Here is a 20,704-nt window from a genome sequence, read left to right on the forward strand (position 1 = left end):
TACATTTTACGGGAATGCCTTGCGCAGGCGGGCGGTCAACTGGCGAATCTGGAATTCCAACTGACTCACCCATTCGGAGAGATCCCCGCTTTTTTTTCCTTTGGCCGCCTTTTCCAGTTGAAACGCGGCGGCGCTTGCAGCCATGCCCCCCATATTGGCCGTCGCCCCCTTGATTTTATGGGCCTGAAGGGCGATTCCCTCCGGGTCTTCCCGCTCGACGGTATTTTTCAAGATATCCATCTGTTCAACCATATCCTCAATAAATCCGGGTATGATTTTTGCGGCCAGCTCTTCATCGTTCATGAGGCGGGCCATTAAGGCTTTCTTATCGAACACCGGGCCGGCTTGATGCGACGGCGGAGACTTGGGCGCCGACGATTCCCGGGGTGCTCTCCTTGTTGAACGATCCAGCCATTTTGCCAGGGCGGTTTCGAGATCCTGAGGCGCGATCGGTTTGGCCAGGTAATCGTCCATGCCCGCGGCGAGACAGCACTCGCGGTCGCCCTGCAGGGCGTGCGCCGTCATGGCGATGATGGGGATGGCCGGATCGGTGATCTTGGTGTGCCCGGAGCGGATGATGTGCGTGGCTTCGAATCCGTCCATAACGGGCATCTGCACATCCATGAAAACGAGGTCGTAGGAGACGCGTTCGAGAGCCCGGACGGCTTCTTCCCCGTCGGCCACGGCATCGACGCGATAGCCCATCTTTTCCAGGATTCTCAAGGCGACTTCCCGGTTGATGGCGTTGTCCTCGGCCAAAAGGATCCGCCCTTTCCTCCGGCGGGACTCCCGGATCGTAAATCGGGTGATCAGGGAGGGTTCTCCGGACGGAGAGAGGTGCGCTCCGGATAGAACGGCCGTCAGGCAGTCCCGAAGCTGAGCCTGTTTCAGGGGCTTCGTCAAATAGGCGGCGAAGCCCAGGGCTCTCAGTCTTTTAACGTCGCCCCGGCGACCGACGGAGGTCATCATGACGAGAAGCGTGTCTTTCAGCCGGGCGTCGTTCTTGATCGCCCGGCCGAGGGCTTCACCGTCGATCCGGGGCATGTGCATGTCGATGATCGCAATGCGAAAAGGATCGCCGGCCGCATGGGCTTGGCGCAGGATCTGGAGCGCCCGGACGGCGCTTTCGGCCTCGGTATGCCGGACGCCCCAGGAAGACATCTGTTCGGCCAGGACCAGGCGGTTGGTGGCATTGTCGTCGACAGCCAGGATTCGAACGCCGCGAAGATCCGGATCGGCGGCATCCTCCTCCGGGAGTTCCGGTTGTTTTATGAAGGAGACGGAGAATCCGAAAACGGATCCCAAGCCGACCGCACTTCGAACGCTGATCGTTCCCCCCATCAATTCGACGAGGCGCCGGGCGATGGCCAGGCCGAGGCCCGATCCCCCATACCGCCTTGTGCTTGAGGAGTCAACTTGGTGGAAGGCCTCGAACAACCGGTCCATTTTGTCGGCGGGAATGCCGATTCCCGAGTCACGGACTTCGAAACGGATGTGTGTTGTGTCTTCCGTTTCAGATTCGAGCGCGGCGGACACCACAATCTCCCCTTCGTCCGTAAATTTGAGGGCGTTTTCGCCCAGGTTGAGGAGCACCTGGCGCAGCCGGGCCGGATCGCCCCGAAGCCGCGAGGGGAGGCGAGGATCGATCCGGAGGATGAACTCGACGTTCTTTTCCTGGGCCCGCGGTCCGAGGACTTCCGTGAGATCTTCCAGGGTGATCTGCAGGGCGAAGTCCACGCTTTGCAGGTCGAGATCCTCGGATTCGATCATGGAGAAATCCAGAATATCCTCGATGACGTGAAGCAGGGTATCGGCGCTCGATTTGAGGGTTTCGGCGAAACGGCGCTGCTCATCGGACAGATCGGCGTTCAGCAGCAGCTCCGTCATGCCCATGATGCCGTTGAGCGGCGTCCGGATTTCATGGCTCATGTTCGAGAGAAAACGCGTTTTGGCCATATGGGCGGCGTGAGCTTCCGAAGCCATGGCGTCGGCCTGCCGGACGGCCGCTTCGAACCGCCGCCGGAGTTCATCATCTGTTTCTTCGGGCGGCTTGCGGATGATCCGGGACAGACTTCGGAGGGCCTTGCCGGGAAGGCCGGCAAATCCTTTGATCAGGCGGCGCAGTCTCGAATTCATGATGAAATGTCCGTCCCTCCGAGGGACGCCGACATCTGTTTGTCATCCGGTCTCGGCCTGCCTGAAGGATAGTGCAGATTCTCCGGGGGTGTCAAGGCGGCGGGCCGGATGCCTGGATTTCTCCGGCCTCCTCAGCGGGACATGTAAACGGTCTCGCCAACGCCGATCGGCAGCCCGGTGAAATACCAGACGAACATCAGCGCCAGCCAGAGAATCAGAAGCCCGATGGCGTAGGGCAGAAGAAGTGTGACCACCGTCCCGATCCCGGCGCGCTTGTCGTATTTGTGGATCCAGCCCAGAAGCAGAGGAAAGTAGGGATACATGGGGCTGATGCCGTTGGTCACCGAGTCGCCGATGCGGTACATCAACTGCACAAAGGCGGGGCTGTAGTTGAGCTGCGCCAGCATGGGGATAAAAATGGGCGCAAAGATGGCCCACTTCGCCGAACCGCTGCCGATGAAAATATTGATGCCCGCGATCATGATGACGAAGAGGACGAACAGCAGCGGACCGGTCAGACCGGTGGTTTTCAGAAACTCCGCTCCGGAGATGGCGAGAATCGTGTCCAGGCGACTCCAATTGAAGAAGTTGATGAACTGGGCTACGACCACCATGAGCACGATGTAGCCGGCCAGATCCCGCATGCCCTGAGTCATGAATTCGAGCACATCGGCGGATTTTTTTATGGTTCCCGCGATTTTGCCGTAGACCGTTCCGGTGATGGTGAAGAAGAAGAAAAGGATCGGGACCAGACCCCGAAGGAGCGGCGAGGGCACGATGCCCCCGGTCTCCGGATCCCGAAGCGGCGCCCCCTGGGGAGCCGAAAGAAGAACGATCAACCCGACATAGAGAAGGCCGAAAAGCAGGGCCAGAACCAGCCCGCGCCGCTCTCCCCGCGTCAAGGGAGTTCTGGAGGCGACTCCATTTTCTCCCTCCGGGACTCCGTTCTCCCCCGGACTGTAAGTTCCCATTCGGGGGATGGTGAAGCGGCGGGCGATGAAGGCCCCGACGAAGCCGAGAGCCACGGTGGAGACGATCATGAAGTACCAGTTGGCGGTGGCGCTGACTTCCCGAACTCCCGGCATGTGGCTCACGACCTCGGAGCTGATGCCGGCCAAAAGGACGTCGGTGCCGGCGATGAAAAAGTTGGCCGTGAAGCCTGCCGTGGCGCCCGCGTAGCCGACCACCAGGCCGGCCACGGGATGAAGCCCCATTTTAAGGAAAATGATGGCGGCGATGGGGGGAATGATGACAACGCCCGCGTCGGATCCGATGTTGCCGCAGGCGCCCAGGATGAAGATGACGGGAAGCACGATGCCGCGGGGCACGCTGAAGGCGATGGTGCGCATCAGAACCGGGAGAAACCCGCTCTTTTCCGCGATGGAAACGCCCATGAGCATGACCAGGACCAGGCCGACGGGCGCAAACCCGGAAAAATTCGTCACCATGCGTTCGACGAAAAGCCGCAATCCGTCGGCCGAAAGCAGGTTGACGGCGTGAACCGTTTCCTGAGTTTGCGGGTTGACGGCCTTGAGGCCGATCACCGCGGCAGCCCCGCTGGCCGCCAGCATGAAAAGCGAGATCCAGACGAAAAGCCAGAACGGATGGGGGAGCTTGTTGCCCAGACGCTCGATCAGATGAAGAAGCCGGCCCGCGCGGGCTTCCCCGCCTTTGGGCTTTCCTGTCGTTTGTCCGCCTTCCGCCGCGTTCCGATTCCGTTTCGCCATCTCTCGGCCTCCATTTCCGAAATCCGTGCTCCCCGCCACGCGCCTGTCGATCTCCTGCGATCATCGGGGCCAAAAAACACCCTTGGGAACAACGGGGACTCAAGAGCGCGGGTGTCGGCAGATGGGCGTCTTTGAAGCGACGCCGGCACTCAACAACGGTATCGTGAATTATTGAAAAAGAATCATACCATAAATTCTTCCTGAAATATTGATCAATCGGCGATCCATGAAGGATTGACAAGAATTCATGGAAACGCCTATGATGTGTTGCGCCGGCCGCCGGATGACGGCGACCTTTCGCGCGCGGCGGATTCCCCCGGACATGGGAGATTCAACAACGCAACGGACAAATGTGGGCGGTTAGCTCAGTTGGGAGAGCGCGGCGTTCGCAACGCTGAGGTCGGGGGTTCAAGTCCCCTACCGTCCACCATTTCTCCTCACGCTCATGATCTTCATCGCCGATGGCATGCTGGGCAAGCTGGCCCGCGGGCTTCGCCTTCTCGGCTTCGATGTTCTCTTTTTTCCCCGGGCTTCGGATGACGAGATCCTGGCCGCGGCCCGTAAAGACGGCCGCATCGTTTTGACGCGCGACACCCGGATGCCCCGGAGAAAGGATGGACCGGCCGTCCTCCTTGTTCACAGCGAGTGCTGGGAGGATCAAATCGCCCAAGTCCTTGACGAGCTTGATCTCCGGGATCATGTGCGGCCCTTTTCGCGCTGTATCTCCTGCAACGGCGAAGTCAAACCCCTGGCGCCGCCCGACGCCCGAAATCTTGTCCCGCCCTTTATCTTGGAGAATTCGGAATCGTTCGCCCTCTGCCCGTCCTGCGGCCGGGTGTTTTGGAAGGGGTCCCATTATCAGGACATGGAGACCTGTATCGAACGCCTGCTCGGCCGCAATAAATCCTGCGACCCGGAATAGCCCGGTCTAATCGACGATGCGGATGATGTGAATGTCCGTATAGATCCGGCCGTGCATGTCTGTCGCCCGGGCTTCGACCGCATGGTAGCCGGCCGGCCAATCGGCCGGGATTTCGGCCTGCCAGAGATGCCGCGATATGGTCGCTCCCGGAACCTTGCGTCCGGGAGGCTCAATCTCGAGCAGTTCCGGATGGTCCCTCCACGTTTTTTCAAAGCCGATAAGGTCCAGGCGCTCCCACCTTGTGACGAGGTCCAGGTAATAGGGATCGTGGGCCTCCACCTTGTCCATTCGCCGCCATTCCGGATCGTCCTTTTTCCTGAACTCGACCGTGCAGCGCTCGGAGCCTTTGAAGAAATTGACGGAAAGCACAGCCGGCTCTTCCGAACCGCGAGAAATTTCCGCCGGAGAGTGGATGTTCATCTGATCTTCGGGGCTGCGTCCCGCAGCCTTGAAGTCGATCCGATAATCCGGTCCGTCGAAATGGATCCGAAGATAGCCGTTCGGTGTCCCGTCCCACATCATGGCGTGGGGAATGCCCGTCTCGCCCTGAAGGCCGCTCCACCAGCTTCCGCAGGTTGTCCCTGCATTGAAGTGATGATGCGGGCGATCGTGGATCCATCCCGGAGTGCCGGGTCCGAAGAACAGGTGTTGCTGCATGTGGCTGTGGGCGGATAGCGACAGGGAGAGGGGGTGGCCGGCCAGAAGCTCCATGAGGTCTTTTTGAAAGCCGGTTTCATAGGCTTCGCCGTCCGGCCGGAAGTTGATGTGCATGGCCAGGACGACGAGGTCTTCAGCCGGCACATGGGACAGAAAGTTCCGGATGAAGGATTTCTGACGCGGTCTCAATCCCGCCGAGTAGCGGGCGGGTTCTTCCCCTGCGGCCGGATGCAGGATGATGTTGTTCAAGACGAGAAAATGGACCCGTCCCCGGGAGAACGCATAGGTGGAAGGACCGAATACGCGCTGAAAGGTTTCGTCGGCAAACGCGTCATCGGCCGCGTCCACGTTCATGTCGTGGTTGCCGATGACATTGTGCCAGGGAATGCCGATAAGGGAGAGGAGTCGGGCGGTCGGCTCGAAGAGGTCGAGATCGTCGAACGTGATGTCGCCGAGCGTCAGGCCGAAAGCCGCATCCCGGCAGCCGGCCTGTTCCCGGACGATGTCCCGGGCCAGGTAATCGAGTTCCCTGAGGTTGCGCGACTGGGTGTCTCCGAAGACAAGGATGGAAAACCCGTCCGATCCGCCGCAGCGGTGCAGCGGAAAGTCGATCGCCTCGGGGAGCGGTCCGGTCGGCGGAACGCCGGCGTATTTTAAAGGAGGTGAGCCGGCCGGTTTATGAATGACATAGTGTTGGGGGAGGTTGGAGGGGTTGGCCGGAACTTGCCATCCTGAAGGCTGAATGACGAAAACGATCGTATCGTCGTCGACGGGAAGGGAATAGCGCCCCTCTTTGTCCGTTTTGACGACGTCTTCGCCGTTCGAAACGAGGACGTCCGCAATACCCGGCTCCCCGGGGTCGAGGCGGCCGTTTCCGTTCAAGTCCTCGAACACCATGCCCCGGGCCGTCGGAAGTTCCGTTGCGGCAGCGGATCCGAGACTCCAGACGCAGAGGAGGATGAACCCGATTGCGTAGGCCGCACGTCTCCAGGCGCCGGCCGCACCTCGGCTGAGAGCTTTCGGTTTTTCATGGGCGGGGTTGTGCTCTTTGCGTCTCGTCATTCCGATCTCCTTGCGGCAGACTCCATCGCTCCTGTCCTGATTCGGCATCCCGCCGTCTAACGCTTCGGAACGGCGACGGCCGGAATGTCTTTTTCGCGGGCCAGGCGGTTAAAGGCGGCCAGGTCCTCCTGAAAAATCTGATTGAGCCGGGCCAGTTCCGTATCGATGAGAGCCGTGAGTTCCGCCCTGACGGCCCGGGCCTGTTCGGTCGGCGGATAGTCCCCCCGGGCGACGACGCCCGAAAGTGCGGCCAGGCGGTTGTTGAGCTTGATCGGGTAGTTGAGCGGGTCCTGGGGGCTCTGGTTTTTCGTTTGATAGAGCTCGTTTTCAACGGCCGTGAGGCGCGAATCGATTTCCCGGCCCAGCCGGACAAGATCCTCCGTGTCCTTCCGATCGCCGATCCGGCCGAGAACATCCTGAATCCGGCTCCGAATTTCGCGGATCGCGCGCACGGCGCGGTGGGTTTCCGTGACCTTGTCCCGGACGCCGATCAGAAATTCGAATTGGGCTTGGAGGTCCTCCGGCGAGGCCGAAGCGCGCGGGTCCATGAGAATTTCAAACGGAGCGGTCAGGGTTTTTTCGCCGGCCGTCAAGCGGACCTGATAGGTTCCGGGCGCCGCCTGCGGACCGGACAGCCCGGCCGCCCACATGATAAGACCCGGAAAGCCCTCGGCATCGGGATAGCGCATGTTCCAGACGAAGCGATTCATGCCCTTGCGGGGCTCGATTCTCTCCCCGCGTCCCGAGGCCCGGTTGGAGAATTCACGGATCACGGTCCCGTCGGATTCGAGGACGGCCAGGCGGACCTCCGCGTCCGGTCCCGGATCATCCTTGAGAAAGTAACGGATGACGACGCCCGCCGGGGCGTTGGCTCCGGTCGTCGGCGTGGCCGGGCCGCCGAATCCGGGAATCCGGTAGGCCGGACGCGGCGTAAAGAGCCGAACCGAACTTGTCGCAACCTCATCGCTCAGGGCATGAAGAGGCGTGAGGTCGTCGATCATCCAGAACGAACGGCCCTGCGTCGCGACGATCAAGTCGCTGTCCCGGACGACGATGTCGGTAATGGGAACGACGGGAAGGTTGAGTTGGAAGGATGTCCAGGACAGCCCGTCGTCGAACGAAATATAGATCCCCGCTTCAGTCCCGGCGTAGAGCAGGCCCTTCCGCCTGGGGTCGGCGCGAACGACTCGGGTGAAATGTTCGGCGGCGATGCCGCGGTCGATGCGCGTCCAGGTCCGGCCGTAGTCTTTCGTCCGCAGCAGATAGGGCCGGAAATCGCCGGACTTGTAGCGTGTGGCCGCGATGTAGAGGCCTCCGGCTTCAAACGGGTCGGCTTCGATGCTGTTGATCTGAGCCCATTCCGGAAGAAGGCCGGCGGCCGGTGTGACGTTCGTCCAGGCGGCGCCGCCGTCCCGGGTGATATGGATCAGGCCGTCATCCGAACCCGTCCAGATGACGCCGGGTTCGAGGGCGCTTTCCGCCAGCGCGAAGATCGTGCCGTAGTATTCGACGCTGGTGTTGTCCTTGGTGATGGGGCCGCCCGAAGGGCCCATGCGCGAGCGATCATCCCGGGTCAGGTCGCCGCTGATCGCCTGCCAGAAATGACCCTCGTCCGTCGTTTTAAACAGCACGTTTCCGGCGGTGTAGAGAATCCCGGGATCGTGGCGCGAGAACAGAATGGGAAAATTCCACTGGAAGCGGTATTTCAGGTCGGCCGCCCCGTGACCCATGGGATTGTCCGGCCAGACGTTGATCATGCGCGACCGTCCGGTGCGATGATCGCGGCGTTCCAGAAGACCGCCGTAGGATCCGCCGTAGACGATCTCGGGATCCCGGGGGTCGGGAGCCAGCCAGCCGCTCTCGCCGCCGGCCGTCACCTCCCAATCGTTCTCCCCGATGCCGAAACCGCTCGATCGATGGAGGATCCGCACGGTGGTGTTGTCCTGCTGGGCGCCATAGATCCTGTAGGGGAAATGGGCATCCGTCGTCACCCGATAGAATTGAGCGGTCGGCTGGTTGTGATAGGTCGTCCAGTTGGCCCCCGCATCGAAGGAGACCTGAGCCCCACCGTCGTCGGCGATGACCATCCGTTGGGGGTTCTCAGGTGCGATCCAGAGGTCGTGGTGGTCTCCATGAGGGGTGCGGATGCTCTCATAGGTCCGTCCGCCGTCCCGGGAGCGCCAGAAAGAGACATTCAGGACATAAACCGTATCCGCGCTTTGGGTGTCGGCATAGATGCGCGTGTAATACCAGGCTCTCTGGCGGAGGTTGCGGTCCTCGCTCAGTTTCCGCCATGTGGCGCCGCCGTCCTCCGACCGGAAGACACCGCCGTCAGCCGCCTCGACGATGGCCCAGACCCGCTCCGGGAGGACGGGCGAGACGGCCACGCCGATGATGCCGAGAGTCCCCTTGGGAAAACCGGGCTTTTTGGAGAGTTCCTGCCAGGTCTCGCCTCCGTCCGTCGATTTCCAGAGCGCCGATCCATCGCCGCCGCTTTCGAGGCTGTAAGGGGTGCGCCGGACCCGCCAGGTCGATGCGTAGAGAATGCGGGGATTGGTCGGGTCGAAAATGAGATCGACGGCGCCGGCCGCATCGTTGGCGAAAAGAATCCGCTTCCATGTTTTTCCGCCGTCCGTCGTCCGGTAGACGCCCCTCGTTTCGCCGGGACGATAGAGGTCGCCCATGACGGCCGCATACACGAGGTCGGGATTTTTCGGATGGATCCGGATGCGGGAGATGTGGCGGGAGTCGGCAAGGCCGATGGCGGTCCAGGTCTTTCCGGCGTCGACCGATTTGAACATCCCGAACCCGGACGAGACGTTGCCGCGGACGGTCTTTTCGCCGCCTCCGGCATAGATCACATTCGGGTCCCACTCGCTGACGGCCACGGCGCCGATCGAACCGCCGAAGAAACCGTCCGAGACGTTCAACCAGGTTTGACCGGCGTCGGTCGTCTTCCAGACGCCGCCTCCGGTTGCGCCGAAATAAAAGACCATCGGTTGTCCGGGCACGCCCGCGACGGCCGCCGACCGTCCGCCCCGAAAAGGCCCGACCAGGCGGTATTCGAGCCCGCCGCGGTAGAGGGATTCGTCGTAGGTGACGGGTCTCTGGGCTTCAAGAGGAGCGGCGAAGAGCGCCGCAATCAGCGCCGCGATGGCTGCCAGCGCGAATTTTCGGGAAGGGGTTTCGGGGTGTTTCATGATTGGGCCTCCGTCAAGTCGGACAATGTAAAAATTAAAAATATCACGGGACAACACCCGGGTCAAACACTTCCGCCGCTTGCGCCGCGGGCCGGGATGGGTTATTTTTATCGCATCCCATCGGCGGGGAAACGAGAACTTCATCGAGGAGGGCGGAGAATGAACAGAATCGAAAAAGCGCTGATGCACGCGCTGTTCGTGCATCTGCATCACAACATCGACAAGGCCGTCGACTTCAAGGCGATCGACGCCCTGAACAAAAAGGTCGGGAAGCTCTTTCCCAAGGCCCTGATTGTCGGTCCGGGCGACGACGCCGCCGCATTCAAATTCCCCCGCACAGAGGGAACCTATGTGGGCAAAATGGAGAGCCATTGCTCCCCCTGTGTGCCCCGGCCTTACGACGCCGCCGCGACGGGCGCCGGCGGGGCCATGCGCGATGTCGTGGCCATGGGCGCCCGTCCGCTCTTCCTGATGAACTTCATCGGCACCAAGCCGCTCGACGAAAAGGTCCTGGTCGGGCCCTGCGGGTTCGACGGCAAATGCCGCTGCGGACAATGCGTCGAAATGACCAGCGGGGAGAGGGTCAACCTGATGTTCAAAGGGCTTAAGGACATGTGCAGGGCCATGGACGTCTTTATCGTGGGCGGCGGATTCTCGACCTCGTTCTCCGATATCGTCCCGGCCTGCGTCGTGTCCGTGATCGGCAAACTGGCCGCGCCCAAACCGCTGACCAAACCGGCCAAGTCGGCCGGAGATCAGATCATTCTTTTCGGCCGGACGGGAAGCGACGGGAACGACACCCTGTACCGGGCCGGACTGGTCAAGGAAATGAAACCGGCCTTGGCGCTTTTCAAAGACGAACGGAAAGTGATGGAGGCCTCCCTGGCCGCTTTCAAAACCGGAAAGATCAAGGCCTGCTCCGACCTGGGAGCGGCCGGGGTCGGCGCCGCCGTCTGCGAGTCGGCCCGTTACGGCGGTTTCGGCGCGCATGTCGACCTGGCCAAGGTTCCCCTCCGGGAAAAGAACCTGATGCCCGAGGAGATCCTGATCTGTGAATCCCAGGCGCGGATGGCCGTCCAAGTCAACAGGAAAGATGCGGCCCTCGTTCTGAAAACGATCCGGGCCAAGGGCGTCAAGGCTGAGGTCATCGGCGAGATCAACACCGACGACAAGGAGGTCTTCGAATACAAGGGCAAAACCGTGGCCGTCATCCCCAACCGCCCGACGCCGGCCCAGATGAAGGCACTGGAATAGGAAACGCCCGTGTCGAAAAAACAAGCGGGATCCGAATACGCCCGGGCCGGCGTGGATTACACAAAGATCGAGCCGTTCAAGATGGCCATGGTGGATATCGGGAGAAGGACGCTGGCCTTTCCGAACCGGCGCGGGGTTTTTATTGAGGCGGACAGTCTGGGCGCCCACGGCGTCGTCTATCGGTATCGCGGCGGCGAAGCCCATTCCTGGTGCATGACTCAGGAAGGCCTGGGAAACAAAAACTGGATCGCGGAGTGGATGTATCAGCATGCCGGAACCGGGCGAACTTATTACGAAGGCATCGGAATCGATACGGCCCTGATGGCGGCCAATGACGTCATCTGCCAGGGGGCTCTTCCGGTGATCTTTACGGACGAGGTGGCGGCGGGCGACAGCGATTGGTTCAACGACGAAAAGCGCAGTCGCGATCTGGCGGAGAGCTTCTTCAAGGCCTGCGAGATGTGCGGCATGGCCCTTCCGGCCGGAGAATCTCCGGCTCTGCGGTATCTGATCAAAGCCGAGCCGCCCGTCCGGAGCGCGCCCTCTCTTTCCGGTTGCGTGACCGGAATCATCGCTCCCCTGGACAGAATGGTGACGGGCGATAAGCTCGCAGCCGGGGACCGGATCCTCGGCGCGCCGTCCTCGGGGCTTCATGCCAACGGGGTGTCCCTGGTCATCAAGCGGGCGCTGGAACTCAAGGAGGCTTTCCTCCATGTCCTGCCAAACGGCCGGACCCTGGGTGAGGAGGCTCTCATTCCGACGCGGTCGTATGTCGCGCTCGTCGAGGCTCTCCAGGAAAGCGGCATCGGGATTCACGGCCTGCTCAACGGCACGGGCGGCGGGATTTCCAAGATCGCCTACGCCAAGAATCCGTTCACGTATCGCGTGGAGCGATGGGTGGAGGATATCCCGCCGCTTTTCGAATTCATGCGCGGGATCGGCGTCGGGCTGGAGGATTGCCTGACGACCTTCAACTGGGGGATCGGATTCTATGTTTTCGTTCCCGAAGCGGAGGCCGGACGAGCGCTGGATGCGGGCCGAAAGGCCGGCTATGATCTTCTTGACCTCGGCGGCATCGAGGACGGCCCGCGCCGGGTGATTTTCGAACTGGAAGGCCTGACCCTGGCGGCCATCGAGTGACCCGGATCGTGAACAAACCGCCGGTGGCCCAGCGCATCTGGGAGATCGATTTTCTGCGCGGCCTGTCCATCCTCCTGGTTGTCGGCTATCACCTTCTTTACGATCTCGGCGCGTATGCCGGAGTCGAGAGATTTCTCGGATTCACGACCGATCTTTCCACGTCGGCCTGGACCGTCGCCCAGAGATTCTTCGCCGGTCTCTTTATTCTTCTTTCGGGAATCAGCGGCACGCTGACGCGCAGCAATGTGCGGCGGGGGCTGAGGCTTCTGGCCGTGGCCCTCGTCATCACCGCGGCGACCTTTGTCTTTGATTCCCAATCGGCGGTCTGGTTCGGCATCCTTCATTTGCTGGCGGTTTCGATGCTGATCTATGGTGCGGCGTTTGAAAAGGTCAAAGCCATGGCCTGCGCAATCGGAGGCGCGGCCGTTCTCGGCCTCGGTGCGGCGCTTCCCGTGCTGAAAAAAGGGGTGGCCGTCCGCTTCGATTGGCTGCTTCCGTTGGGAATCCACAGCCCGTGGTTTCAGTCCTTCGACTATTTTCCGCTGATCCCGTGGTTCGGGGTTTTTCTGATCGGCGCCGCTTTGGGAAAATCGGTCTATGCCTCCCGGCGCAGCCTCCTGCCTTGGCGCCTGCCTCAGACGTTTCTCAACGCCGCCGGACGGCATTCCCTGATCATCTACATCGTCCACCAGCCGGTGATCCTGGGCGTCCTTTACGTCCTGGGTCTCATGAGGGGATGAAATGGGCGGCATTCTCCCGGGCGCGCCAGGCGCCGAGCCTTTGTCAGCCGATTCCCAAAGCCAAGTTCACCGCCGCGCGGGCGTGGAGGGTCGTGGTGTCGAAGAGGGGGATGCCGCCCGGTTCCTCTGAGACCAGGAGCGGGATTTCGGTGCATCCCAGGATAACGCCCTGGGCTCTCTTTTTCTCCAGTTCGCCGATAACCTGCTGGTAGCCCTCGCGGGAATTCGGATTGATGATTCCCCGCGACAGCTCGTCCATGATGACCTTGTGGACCAGATCCCGGCCGTCCTTGTCCGGGATCACCGTGGCCAGACCGTGTTTGTCCCGTAGACGGCCGCTGTAGAAATCCTCTTCCATGGTGAAGCGCGTTCCCAGAAGGCCGACGGTGTGAAGGCCGCGTTTCCTGATCTCGCCGGCCGCGGCATCCACGATGTGCAGGATCGGGATGGCGATCTCCCTGCCGATCTCTTCGGCGAACTTGTGCATGGTGTTGGTGCAGAGCACCAGAAAATCGGCACCGCCGTGCTCGACGGCCCGGGAGGCCTCGATCATGTGTTCCAGCACCCGGTCCCATTCCCCTCGTTCCATGTAAGGTTCGACTTCGCCGAAGTCGACGGAGACCATGACGCTTTTCGCCGAATGGCTGCCGCCGAGCGCCTCCCGGGTCATGTCGTTGATCAACTTGTAGTAGACAAGGGACGACTCGCAGGTCATCCCACCCAGAAGCCCGATGGTTTTCATGTCGGTTCTCCTTTTCGTTTCCGGCCTCCGTCCGGTGAAACGGAGGTCCTTGGTGCAGGTCCGGGAAACTTCATAGATGACAGAAAAAAAGTATAGATTTCGATTCGGGGGCATGTCAAGGACACATGATCTCATGAGCTGCCGCCGAAGACAAAAGGAAGCCTGAGAAGCCCGCCCGATAACTGAAATTGACATCCATACCAAGCCGGGATACTATCATGAGCCTGGATTCTGAGATGTTCAATGACCGGAAGCGAAAGACTTTTGGGATTGTCGTTTTTGTCCTCATTCTGATAACAGCCTCGATTCTGCGCCTGTCCTATCTCGGCGCCCGGCCTCTTTACGATGATGAGCCTTATCACACGGTCGTTCCGGCCTGCCAGCCGTTACCGGTCATCCTGTCCCATAATTTAGGAAGCCTTCTGTATCCGGCGATTCTGCATTTCATCCTTCATCTCGGCCCTCTTGAATTCATGGCCCGTTTGCCCTCGGCCGTTTTCGGAATTATCTCTATTGCGATGGTTTATCTTCTGGCCGGGTTGGTCTTCCGGCGGAGACGAGAAGCGGTTATCGCGGCCGTCTTCAGCGCTTTTTCCGGAGTGCTGATCTATTATTCCCAGGAGGCGCGTGGATACTCCGGAATGTTGCTTTTTTCCCTTCTCGCGCTCTATTTTTTTCTCCTCGCGGTGAGAAAAGGCCGGACTGTTTTTTGGGCCTGTTATGCGCTGTCTCTGGTGGTCGGCGTTTATATGCATTTTTTTATGTTGATTATCCTGCCGGTCCATGCCCTCTACATCGGATATCTGGCGGCATTGCATTGGAAGAAAAAAAGGAGGATCCAAACGGATCATCCGGCGTTGCGCCTTTTTTTCCGCTTCGGGATTGCCGTGGGGGGGGCTCTTCTTGTCATCTTTTTGCTATACTTGCCGACTCGCAACCCTCAGGTCGGTGAAGTGAGCTTTTTCCATGCCATTCAGAGCGTTGCCTTAGGCTTTCTCAAAGGCGAAGTCGAATTATCCATGTTGTCTTATTCGAAGAATGTCATTCTTCGGTTGCTGGACTATTATGCCTGGCCGCTTCTCTTCTTTTTGAAAATTCTGCTTTTAATTATCGGGTTGGCCGCCGGCTTGAAAAACAAAATGCGGGAAATCGTTCTCTTCATTCTTTATCTTACGGTCCCATTCGTGCTTTTCGTTCTCTCCAACCCGGCGTCCAATTTCCAAACCATCCAAACCAATAAATTCATCTTTCTGCTGCCGATAGTCTTTCTTCTCATCGCCCGGGGGTTGGGGACCGTGGATTCCCTGATTGAGGCCGGGCCTGTTTCCATGAGAATTGTTCTGCGGGGTCTATTGGTCTCTGCGGTTCTGGTCGGAGAGATTCTGCTGGTCCGCGAGTTTCGGTTCACGATTTGGGAAATGCGATCATTTCCCAGAAACGGCGCCCTTGTCGATTACATGAAAGACCGGGTGGAGGACGAAGAAGTCGTCCTGTCTGATGCCGCCATCAGTCAATTGGCCTATGTCTTCGCAAAACCCATGCATCTGCCGCGAACTGGCCGGCCGAGCCTTGCGTTCTTCGAGGGGGGGAATGTTTATTTCATGTGGAATTATCCGCGACCGATGAAACTCTGGATGGTCTTGGAGACCGCGTCTCTCGACGAAGCCGATGCACAGCGTCTTCGGGACATCTCCGGCGAAATTTCTGTCATGAGATTCCCGCCCTTCACATTGATCTCCTATCCCGACATGGATCAGCCTCTGGGAGTGAAGATCTCACGCTTGATGGAATTCCTGAAGTCGCTGGAGATTGGGGAGGCCAAGCGTCTCGAAATCGATCTTTTTCTGGCCCGGACCGCACTGATAACCGGGAAAAACGAGGAGGCTTTGGCTATTCTGGATTCCCTGAACGGGGCCGGACTGAAGAAGCGTCTCCCAACCCGGCGGGTCGATGCCATGCTCCAAAAGCTGGGCTATGCGCGTCTGAACGCCCATGCGCATATTCTGGAAAATCTTTCCGACGGTATCGACATGTTTTTATTTCACAATGCCGCCGAGGCGATCCGGCAGGATGCGGCGCGGGACGCCCAGGCGTTGCTCGGGAGAATCGGTGACGGAAACCGCCATGATTCTTCATTTCGACTGCATGTCCATGCCGCCGAGAGCGATGCGCTTCTTATTGAAGGCCGGAGTGACGAGGCGGAAAAGAAGCTGATTCAGGCTTGTTCCCTGGCGGAGACGCCGGAAGAGGAAGTTGAACTTGTCCAAAGAATCGGCCGGATCCGAAACATGGATTCAGGTTTTTTTATCCGCCAGGATGGCCGGTGGTGTCGCATCTATTGGTGGAGCCGTGAGAGGGGGAGGTTTTCCGGTCTTATCCGTTCCTCCCGCAGGATCGGCCGTGTGCGGGAATTCCGGATTCGCGAGGCGGACGGATTTTCCAAAGCCGGGCGTCATCTCGGCTTTCACGGGATTTCCAGGAACGGTTGGGTCAAAGGATTGATTCTGGATACGCGCCGGCCCGCCCGCCTCGAAATCCAACTCAGAATTGAGGGCGTCCGGTCTCCTCAGGATTTCGTGATCCTGATTCCGGACCGAAATAATCCCGAAGGCCTGAACATCATCGAACGGATTCCCTAGAACTTCCGGTAGCCCCGGGTGAGGACATAATCCAGCATGAGTTCAAGATAACCGCGGACGGTTCTCGAGATCTTGATCCCCGACCTTCCGGATTTCAGTTCGAAACGGAGTACCGAAGGGACTTCGGAAATATGCGATGTCAGGGCGGCCGTTTTTAAAAGCAATCCTCCCGCTGCGGCAAATCCTTTCCCCGAAAGAAGCCGATCGCCGTATCGATCAAAGGCCTCGATCAGGATGCTGACGCGAAAGGCCCGATAAAAGGTTGAAAAATCCCGGACTCCGGGTAGACGGGTCAATGTTCGCATAAACAGGGAAACGGCGTTGCTGAACAGAACCCGCTTCCAGGGACAGCCGATCATCCCTCCCCCTCTTCGGAAACGTGAGGCGATGACGATGTCGGTACCCGACCGAATTTTCTCCACCATAGCCGGGATCTTTTCGGGATCCTGCGTGTTATCGGAATCCAGAGTTATGCAGATATCCCGCTCAGGGGTCGGGCTGCTTGCGCAAATGGACCGGAGCCCTTCCCGGAACGCGTCTCCTACGCCCCTGTTCCGGTCGAATCGGATGAGATGGACGTCGAAACGATCTCTAAAGGACGTGGCGACCTCCGCCGTGCGATCCCGGCTGCCGTCATCGACCACAACGACCCGCCAGGGCTCGGTCGAGAAGGCCATGACGGCGGGAAGCCGTGATAAAAGAGCCGCGAGTCCTTTTTCCTCGTTGTAAGCCGGAAGAAAAATGTGGATCACGCCGTCACCATGCGAATGTGCGCTCGTCCTGCTTAATCAACCAATCCCGATAGCGCGCCAACCCCTCTTCCAGACATATTTCCGCTTGGTAGCCTAGGATCTTGCGGGCCTTTCCGACGTTGGCAACACGACGAAGAACCGAATCCCAGTCCCGTTTCGGCGCGAAAACCGTTCTGGAATGGGATCCGGTGATGTCGAGAATCATTCGAACCATGTCCAGAATTTTCGTTTCCCGGCCCGAGGCGATATTGAAGACGTGTCCGACAGAGGATTCCGATCGTGCGGCCATGAGAATCGCGCGAACCGTGTCCTCGACGAAGTTGAAGTCCCGGGTTTCTTCGCCCGTTCCCGTGATCGTGATGGTTTCACCGCGCATGGCTTTGAAGAGGAAATTGGCGATCACGTTGCGATATCGACCGGGACGCTCGTTGGGCCCGTAGACATTGAAAAAGCGGAGAATGACGATGGGCAGACTGTGATGCCGGTGGAAAAAATGCATGTAATGTTCGCCGAGAAGCTTGGTGATGGCATAGGGAGTGTCCAGGCTGAACTCGCGGAGTGTTTCGCTCAGCGGCTCCACTCGATGTCCATAGACGCAGGAGGAGGATGCGTAGATCAGCCGCCGCAGTTTATGTTCGGTCGCCCGCTGAAGGAGCTTGAGCGTGCCCATCCCGTTGACTTGAAGATCCCTCTGCGGGAAGTCCACGGAATTCTGGTTGGCAAAGTTGGCGGCCAGGTGATAGATGTCTTCGACCGGGGCCTCGAACACCCGATCCAGATCTTCTTCGGAATCGACGCGCCCCTGGATGAAACGTATGCGGGTTGAAAGCGGAAGATTTTCGAGATGTCCCGAGGAGAGATCGTCGAGAACGATGATTTCATTGTCGGGATCTTCCAGAAGACGGTTGACAAGGATGCTGCCGATGGCACCGGCGCCCCCTGTGACGAGGATGCGGTGGGACATGGCAGACTCCTTTTTGGAAACCAAAACATGCCCATAGTGCCACAGAATGTCTTTTTTTTCTAGAGCGAAGCCTGCCGTTCCCGCCGGTCAGGTCTTCCCGCCTTCAAAGAGACGCACAGCGTCCTTCAAGGGCAGGACGCGTCGCTCCGACGAAATCGACTCAAACGCCGTTCTCATCAGATCGACTTTCTTTTGAATCGGGACGGTGGCCCGTTCCAAGAGGGACAGCGGGATGCCGTCGACATCCCGAAGATCTTTGTCCGGGTCCAAAATATCCAGAGGATGGATCACGTAATATAAGAAATCCTGCCGTCCTGAACACCGGCGTAACAGAGATTGAAACAGCCTTTTCCCGAGAAAAAAAGCCATGGTGTGGTAACAGGGAATTGCCGAAAATCCATTTGTTGGGACGGGGATCTCCCAAATCCCATTTGGATCGCTGCGCCATAAGGAGGTATCACCGAGCCTGTGCGGCTCCGAATGTCCCAGAAAATTAGCGCTGAGATCGGATCTTTTCAAAATCGGAAACCGGCTTTTTTGCGGGGAGCGGAGTTTGAGCTTCAACATCATCGGGATCTTTATCCAGGAAGGAAAAAGTGACGCGTCATAGCTGTACCCACGCTTGATCAGGACCCGGATCAGCCGGCGGCTGAGGCTCCAGGCCGGGGCGGCGAATCCCTTGGGTTTGGTCCCGGTGGTCTTTTCGATCAGAATTTCCGCCTCGACGACCTCCCGCGTGATGCTCTCCTGAGATCGATCTCCAAGATTGTGATCATGGGAATAGCTGTGATTGGCGATTTCGTGTCCCTGCTGCTGCCATGCCCGGACCTGATCCGCGACGGCCGGATCCTCGAGGTCCCGGCCGATGACAAAGATGGTCAGCTTGATCCCGTAGTCCTCCGCGATCTCAAGAAGCCTTGGGGCTGTTTTGAGAAAAAACGGATCCGGTTGATGAAACGTCCGGTCGCGGAGGCCCATCAGGCCCATGGATTCCCGGAAGGAATCAAAGTGCAGACCGACTCCGGCCGAAGACGATAAGCGGCTCATCCGTTTTTGGATACCAGATAATCCGCCATGATCAAATGATCCATGCCGGAATTTAAAAAGCACTCCAGAGCGTCTTCGGGAGTGCAGACGATCGGGTCACCTCGAACATTGAAGGACGTGTTCAGGACGACGGGCACCCCCGTGATTTTCTCAAACTCCCGGATGAGGTCGTAATACAGAGGATTTTCTTTTTTTGAAACCGTCTGAACGCGTCCGGACCCGTCGACATGCGTGACCGCAGGGATGACGGCCCTCTTGTCCGGAAGGACATCATAGACCAACAGCATGACGGGAGTGGGATAGGCGTAGTCAAAATAATCACCCAGGCGCTCCTCCAGAATGGTGGGGGCAAAGGGCCGGAAGGGTTCCCGGAATTTGACCCGGGCGTTGATGATGTCCTTCATGTCCGCTTGGCGCGGATCCGCCAGAATGGACCGATTCCCCAGGGCCCGAGGCCCGAATTCCAGTTTCCCCTGGAACCAACCGACGATCTTCCCTTCGGCGACCAATCGTGCGGCTGTTGACGCGGCGGGGACTTCGCGATAGGCCAGGCCTTTTTTTTCGATTGCGGCGGCCATTTCGGCTTTCTGGAATTCCGGACCCGTAAAAATATAGGGGCTCGGACTCTCCCGGCGCAGCGCGTTGTATCGATAATAGACGGCCAGCGCGGCGCCCACGCTTGTCCCCCCGTCTCCGGCGGCCGGTTGGATGAAGACGTCGCGAAAAGGACTCCGGCGAAACGCATAACCGTTGGCGACGGAGTTCAGAATCACGCCGCCCGCCATGCAGAGATTGCTTTCTCCGGTCATGCGGTGCAGGGCGTTGACCATGTGCACGAAAACCTTGTTGAAAGCCGATTGCAGGGCCGCCGCGATATCCTCATGCCGCTTTTCGATTTGGGATTCCGGTTCCCGCATCGCCCCGAACCGGTCAATGAATTTCCGGGAAACCCATCGTTTGCTGTTTCTGATGGAGGCCGCGTTCCGGTGATAGTCGAAATATGTCAGGTCGATATGGTATCGGCCGTTGTCATTGTAGGATAGAATTTTCTCGAATTCGGCCTCATAGGTCCTGGGATCGCCGTATGACGACAAGCCCATCACCTTGCCTTCACCGCTGTTGGGTCGAAATCCCAGGTGCTGTGTGACGGCGGCATACAGATAGCCCAGGGAGTTGGGAAAACATTCGCGGTGCAGGCGGGTGATGCGGGTGCCTTGGGCGTGCCAGAAAGCCGTGTTTTCCCACTCTCCGGCTCCGTCCACCGTGATCACGGCGCTTGAATCAAAAGGGGACAGAAAAAAACTGCTGGCGGCATGGCAGACATGATGCGAAACATTGTGAAACTTGAACTTGGCTCTTTCCGCGTTAAAAGTCCTGCGGAGGAAGGACTGAATCCTCAACATCTGCATCCATTCGCTTCCGTGAGACCCGAGAAAATCCAGTGAGCCGGGCAAGTGCCGCAGAATGAGCGGAATGCGGTGCCAGAGAGCCGGGAGAGGCTTGAAAAAGAAGGCGACGTGGTCGATATCCTCAAAAGTGACGCCTTCCTCGGTCAAAAGGAATTCGATCGCCCGGCGCGGGAACTCACCGGTATGCTTTTTTCGGACCAGCTTTTCTTCCTCGATGGCTCCGACCAGGACACCATCCTTGACCAGAGCGGCGGAGCTGTCCGCAAGATAAGCGGAAATCCCTAGAACGTACATGCCATCCTCCACCTGTCTT

Annotated in this window: 14 protein-coding genes and 1 tRNA gene; 6 read left to right on the forward strand and 9 right to left on the reverse strand. The window is 59.1% G+C overall.

From position 1 onward, the window contains the following. Positions 1-6: 6 nt before the first annotated feature. Both SCM96_06160 and SCM96_06165 read right to left on the reverse strand, forming a co-directional pair. A complete protein-coding gene (locus SCM96_06160; GenBank protein ID MDW7760204.1) occupies positions 7-2,136 on the reverse strand; it encodes a response regulator in 2,130 nt (709 codons plus the stop codon). Positions 2,137-2,267: 131 nt separating this feature from the next. Then, complete coding sequence (locus SCM96_06165) at positions 2,268-3,863, reverse strand: AbgT family transporter (GenBank protein MDW7760205.1); 1,596 nt, start codon at positions 3,861-3,863, stop codon at positions 2,268-2,270. 354 nt (positions 3,864-4,217) lie between these two features. Between SCM96_06165 and SCM96_06170 the strand changes: the two genes are divergently transcribed. Continuing rightward, positions 4,218-4,293: transfer RNA gene (locus SCM96_06170), tRNA-Ala, on the forward strand. 15 nt (positions 4,294-4,308) lie between these two features. After that, a complete protein-coding gene (locus tag SCM96_06175) occupies positions 4,309-4,785 on the forward strand; it encodes a Mut7-C RNAse domain-containing protein (protein MDW7760206.1) in 477 nt (158 codons plus the stop codon). 6 nt (positions 4,786-4,791) lie between these two features. On the opposite strand, the gene SCM96_06180 is transcribed toward SCM96_06175, so the two are convergent. Together SCM96_06180 and SCM96_06185 are read right to left on the reverse strand one after the other, a co-directional pair. Then, positions 4,792-6,504: a calcineurin-like phosphoesterase family protein gene (locus SCM96_06180; protein ID MDW7760207.1), complete on the reverse strand. Its 1,713-nt coding sequence runs from the start codon at positions 6,502-6,504 to the stop codon at positions 4,792-4,794. A gap of 56 nt (positions 6,505-6,560) precedes the next feature. Further along, positions 6,561-9,704, reverse strand: coding sequence for a glycosyl hydrolase (locus SCM96_06185; protein ID MDW7760208.1), 3,144 nt, complete (start codon positions 9,702-9,704; stop codon positions 6,561-6,563). A gap of 159 nt (positions 9,705-9,863) precedes the next feature. On the opposite strand from SCM96_06185, the gene SCM96_06190 reads away from it, so the two are divergent. The 3 genes from SCM96_06190 to SCM96_06200 are packed head-to-tail and all read left to right on the forward strand — an operon-like array spanning position 9,864 to position 12,838. Next, on the forward strand, positions 9,864-10,958 hold the full coding sequence (locus SCM96_06190) for an AIR synthase-related protein (protein MDW7760209.1): 1,095 nt from the start codon (positions 9,864-9,866) through the stop codon (positions 10,956-10,958). Positions 10,959-10,967: 9 nt separating this feature from the next. After that, on the forward strand, positions 10,968-12,098 hold the full coding sequence (locus tag SCM96_06195) for an AIR synthase-related protein (protein ID MDW7760210.1): 1,131 nt from the start codon (positions 10,968-10,970) through the stop codon (positions 12,096-12,098). Further along, on the forward strand, positions 12,095-12,838 hold the full coding sequence (locus SCM96_06200; GenBank protein ID MDW7760211.1) for a heparan-alpha-glucosaminide N-acetyltransferase: 744 nt from the start codon (positions 12,095-12,097) through the stop codon (positions 12,836-12,838). Before SCM96_06195 ends, SCM96_06200 begins: the two co-directional genes overlap by 4 nt. A 43-nt stretch (positions 12,839-12,881) precedes the next feature. On the opposite strand, the gene SCM96_06205 is transcribed toward SCM96_06200, so the two are convergent. Then, on the reverse strand, positions 12,882-13,580 hold the full coding sequence (locus SCM96_06205) for an aspartate/glutamate racemase family protein (GenBank protein ID MDW7760212.1): 699 nt from the start codon (positions 13,578-13,580) through the stop codon (positions 12,882-12,884). Positions 13,581-13,798: 218 nt separating this feature from the next. Here SCM96_06205 and SCM96_06210 point away from each other — a divergent pair, with 218 nt between their 5' ends. Then, entirely contained in the window at positions 13,799-16,219 is a 2,421-nt protein-coding gene (locus SCM96_06210; protein ID MDW7760213.1) for a glycosyltransferase family 39 protein, read from the forward strand. On the opposite strand, the gene SCM96_06215 is transcribed toward SCM96_06210, so the two are convergent. From SCM96_06215 to SCM96_06230, 4 genes are all read right to left on the reverse strand, one after another. Next, positions 16,216-16,971, reverse strand: coding sequence for a glycosyltransferase family 2 protein (locus SCM96_06215; protein ID MDW7760214.1), 756 nt, complete (start codon positions 16,969-16,971; stop codon positions 16,216-16,218). The two genes, SCM96_06210 and SCM96_06215, sit on opposite strands and share 4 nt — an antisense overlap. Before the next feature lie 4 nt (positions 16,972-16,975). Continuing rightward, positions 16,976-17,935 carry an NAD-dependent epimerase/dehydratase family protein gene (locus tag SCM96_06220; protein ID MDW7760215.1) on the reverse strand — a complete coding sequence of 320 codons (960 nt, stop codon included), beginning with the start codon at positions 17,933-17,935 and terminating at the stop codon, positions 16,976-16,978. A gap of 87 nt (positions 17,936-18,022) precedes the next feature. After that, positions 18,023-18,982, reverse strand: a complete 960-nt coding sequence (locus SCM96_06225) for a polysaccharide deacetylase family protein (protein MDW7760216.1) — start codon at positions 18,980-18,982, stop codon at positions 18,023-18,025. After that, complete coding sequence (locus SCM96_06230) at positions 18,979-20,685, reverse strand: carbamoyltransferase (GenBank protein ID MDW7760217.1); 1,707 nt, start codon at positions 20,683-20,685, stop codon at positions 18,979-18,981. Before SCM96_06230 ends, SCM96_06225 begins: the two co-directional genes overlap by 4 nt. Positions 20,686-20,704 lie beyond the last annotated feature (19 nt).

This window comes from Acidobacteriota bacterium (genome assembly GCA_033549365.1).
Classification (GTDB): Bacteria; Acidobacteriota; Aminicenantia; order Aminicenantales; family Saccharicenantaceae; genus JAWSUF01.

Coding starts and splice junctions, on each gene's coding strand:
- SCM96_06160 (MDW7760204.1), bottom strand. CDS start 2,136: ATGAATTCGAGACTGCGCCGCCTGATCAAAGGATTTGCCGGCCTTCCC.
- SCM96_06165 (MDW7760205.1), bottom strand. CDS start 3,863: ATGGCGAAACGGAATCGGAACGCGGCGGAAGGCGGACAAACGACAGGA.
- SCM96_06175 (MDW7760206.1), top strand. CDS start 4,309: ATGATCTTCATCGCCGATGGCATGCTGGGCAAGCTGGCCCGCGGGCTT.
- SCM96_06180 (MDW7760207.1), bottom strand. CDS start 6,504: ATGACGAGACGCAAAGAGCACAACCCCGCCCATGAAAAACCGAAAGCT.
- SCM96_06185 (MDW7760208.1), bottom strand. CDS start 9,704: ATGAAACACCCCGAAACCCCTTCCCGAAAATTCGCGCTGGCAGCCATC.
- SCM96_06190 (MDW7760209.1), top strand. CDS start 9,864: ATGAACAGAATCGAAAAAGCGCTGATGCACGCGCTGTTCGTGCATCTG.
- SCM96_06205 (MDW7760212.1), bottom strand. CDS start 13,580: ATGAAAACCATCGGGCTTCTGGGTGGGATGACCTGCGAGTCGTCCCTT.
- SCM96_06210 (MDW7760213.1), top strand. CDS start 13,799: ATGAGCCTGGATTCTGAGATGTTCAATGACCGGAAGCGAAAGACTTTT.
- SCM96_06220 (MDW7760215.1), bottom strand. CDS start 17,935: ATGTCCCACCGCATCCTCGTCACAGGGGGCGCCGGTGCCATCGGCAGC.
- SCM96_06225 (MDW7760216.1), bottom strand. CDS start 18,982: ATGAGCCGCTTATCGTCTTCGGCCGGAGTCGGTCTGCACTTTGATTCC.
- SCM96_06230 (MDW7760217.1), bottom strand. CDS start 20,685: ATGTACGTTCTAGGGATTTCCGCTTATCTTGCGGACAGCTCCGCCGCT.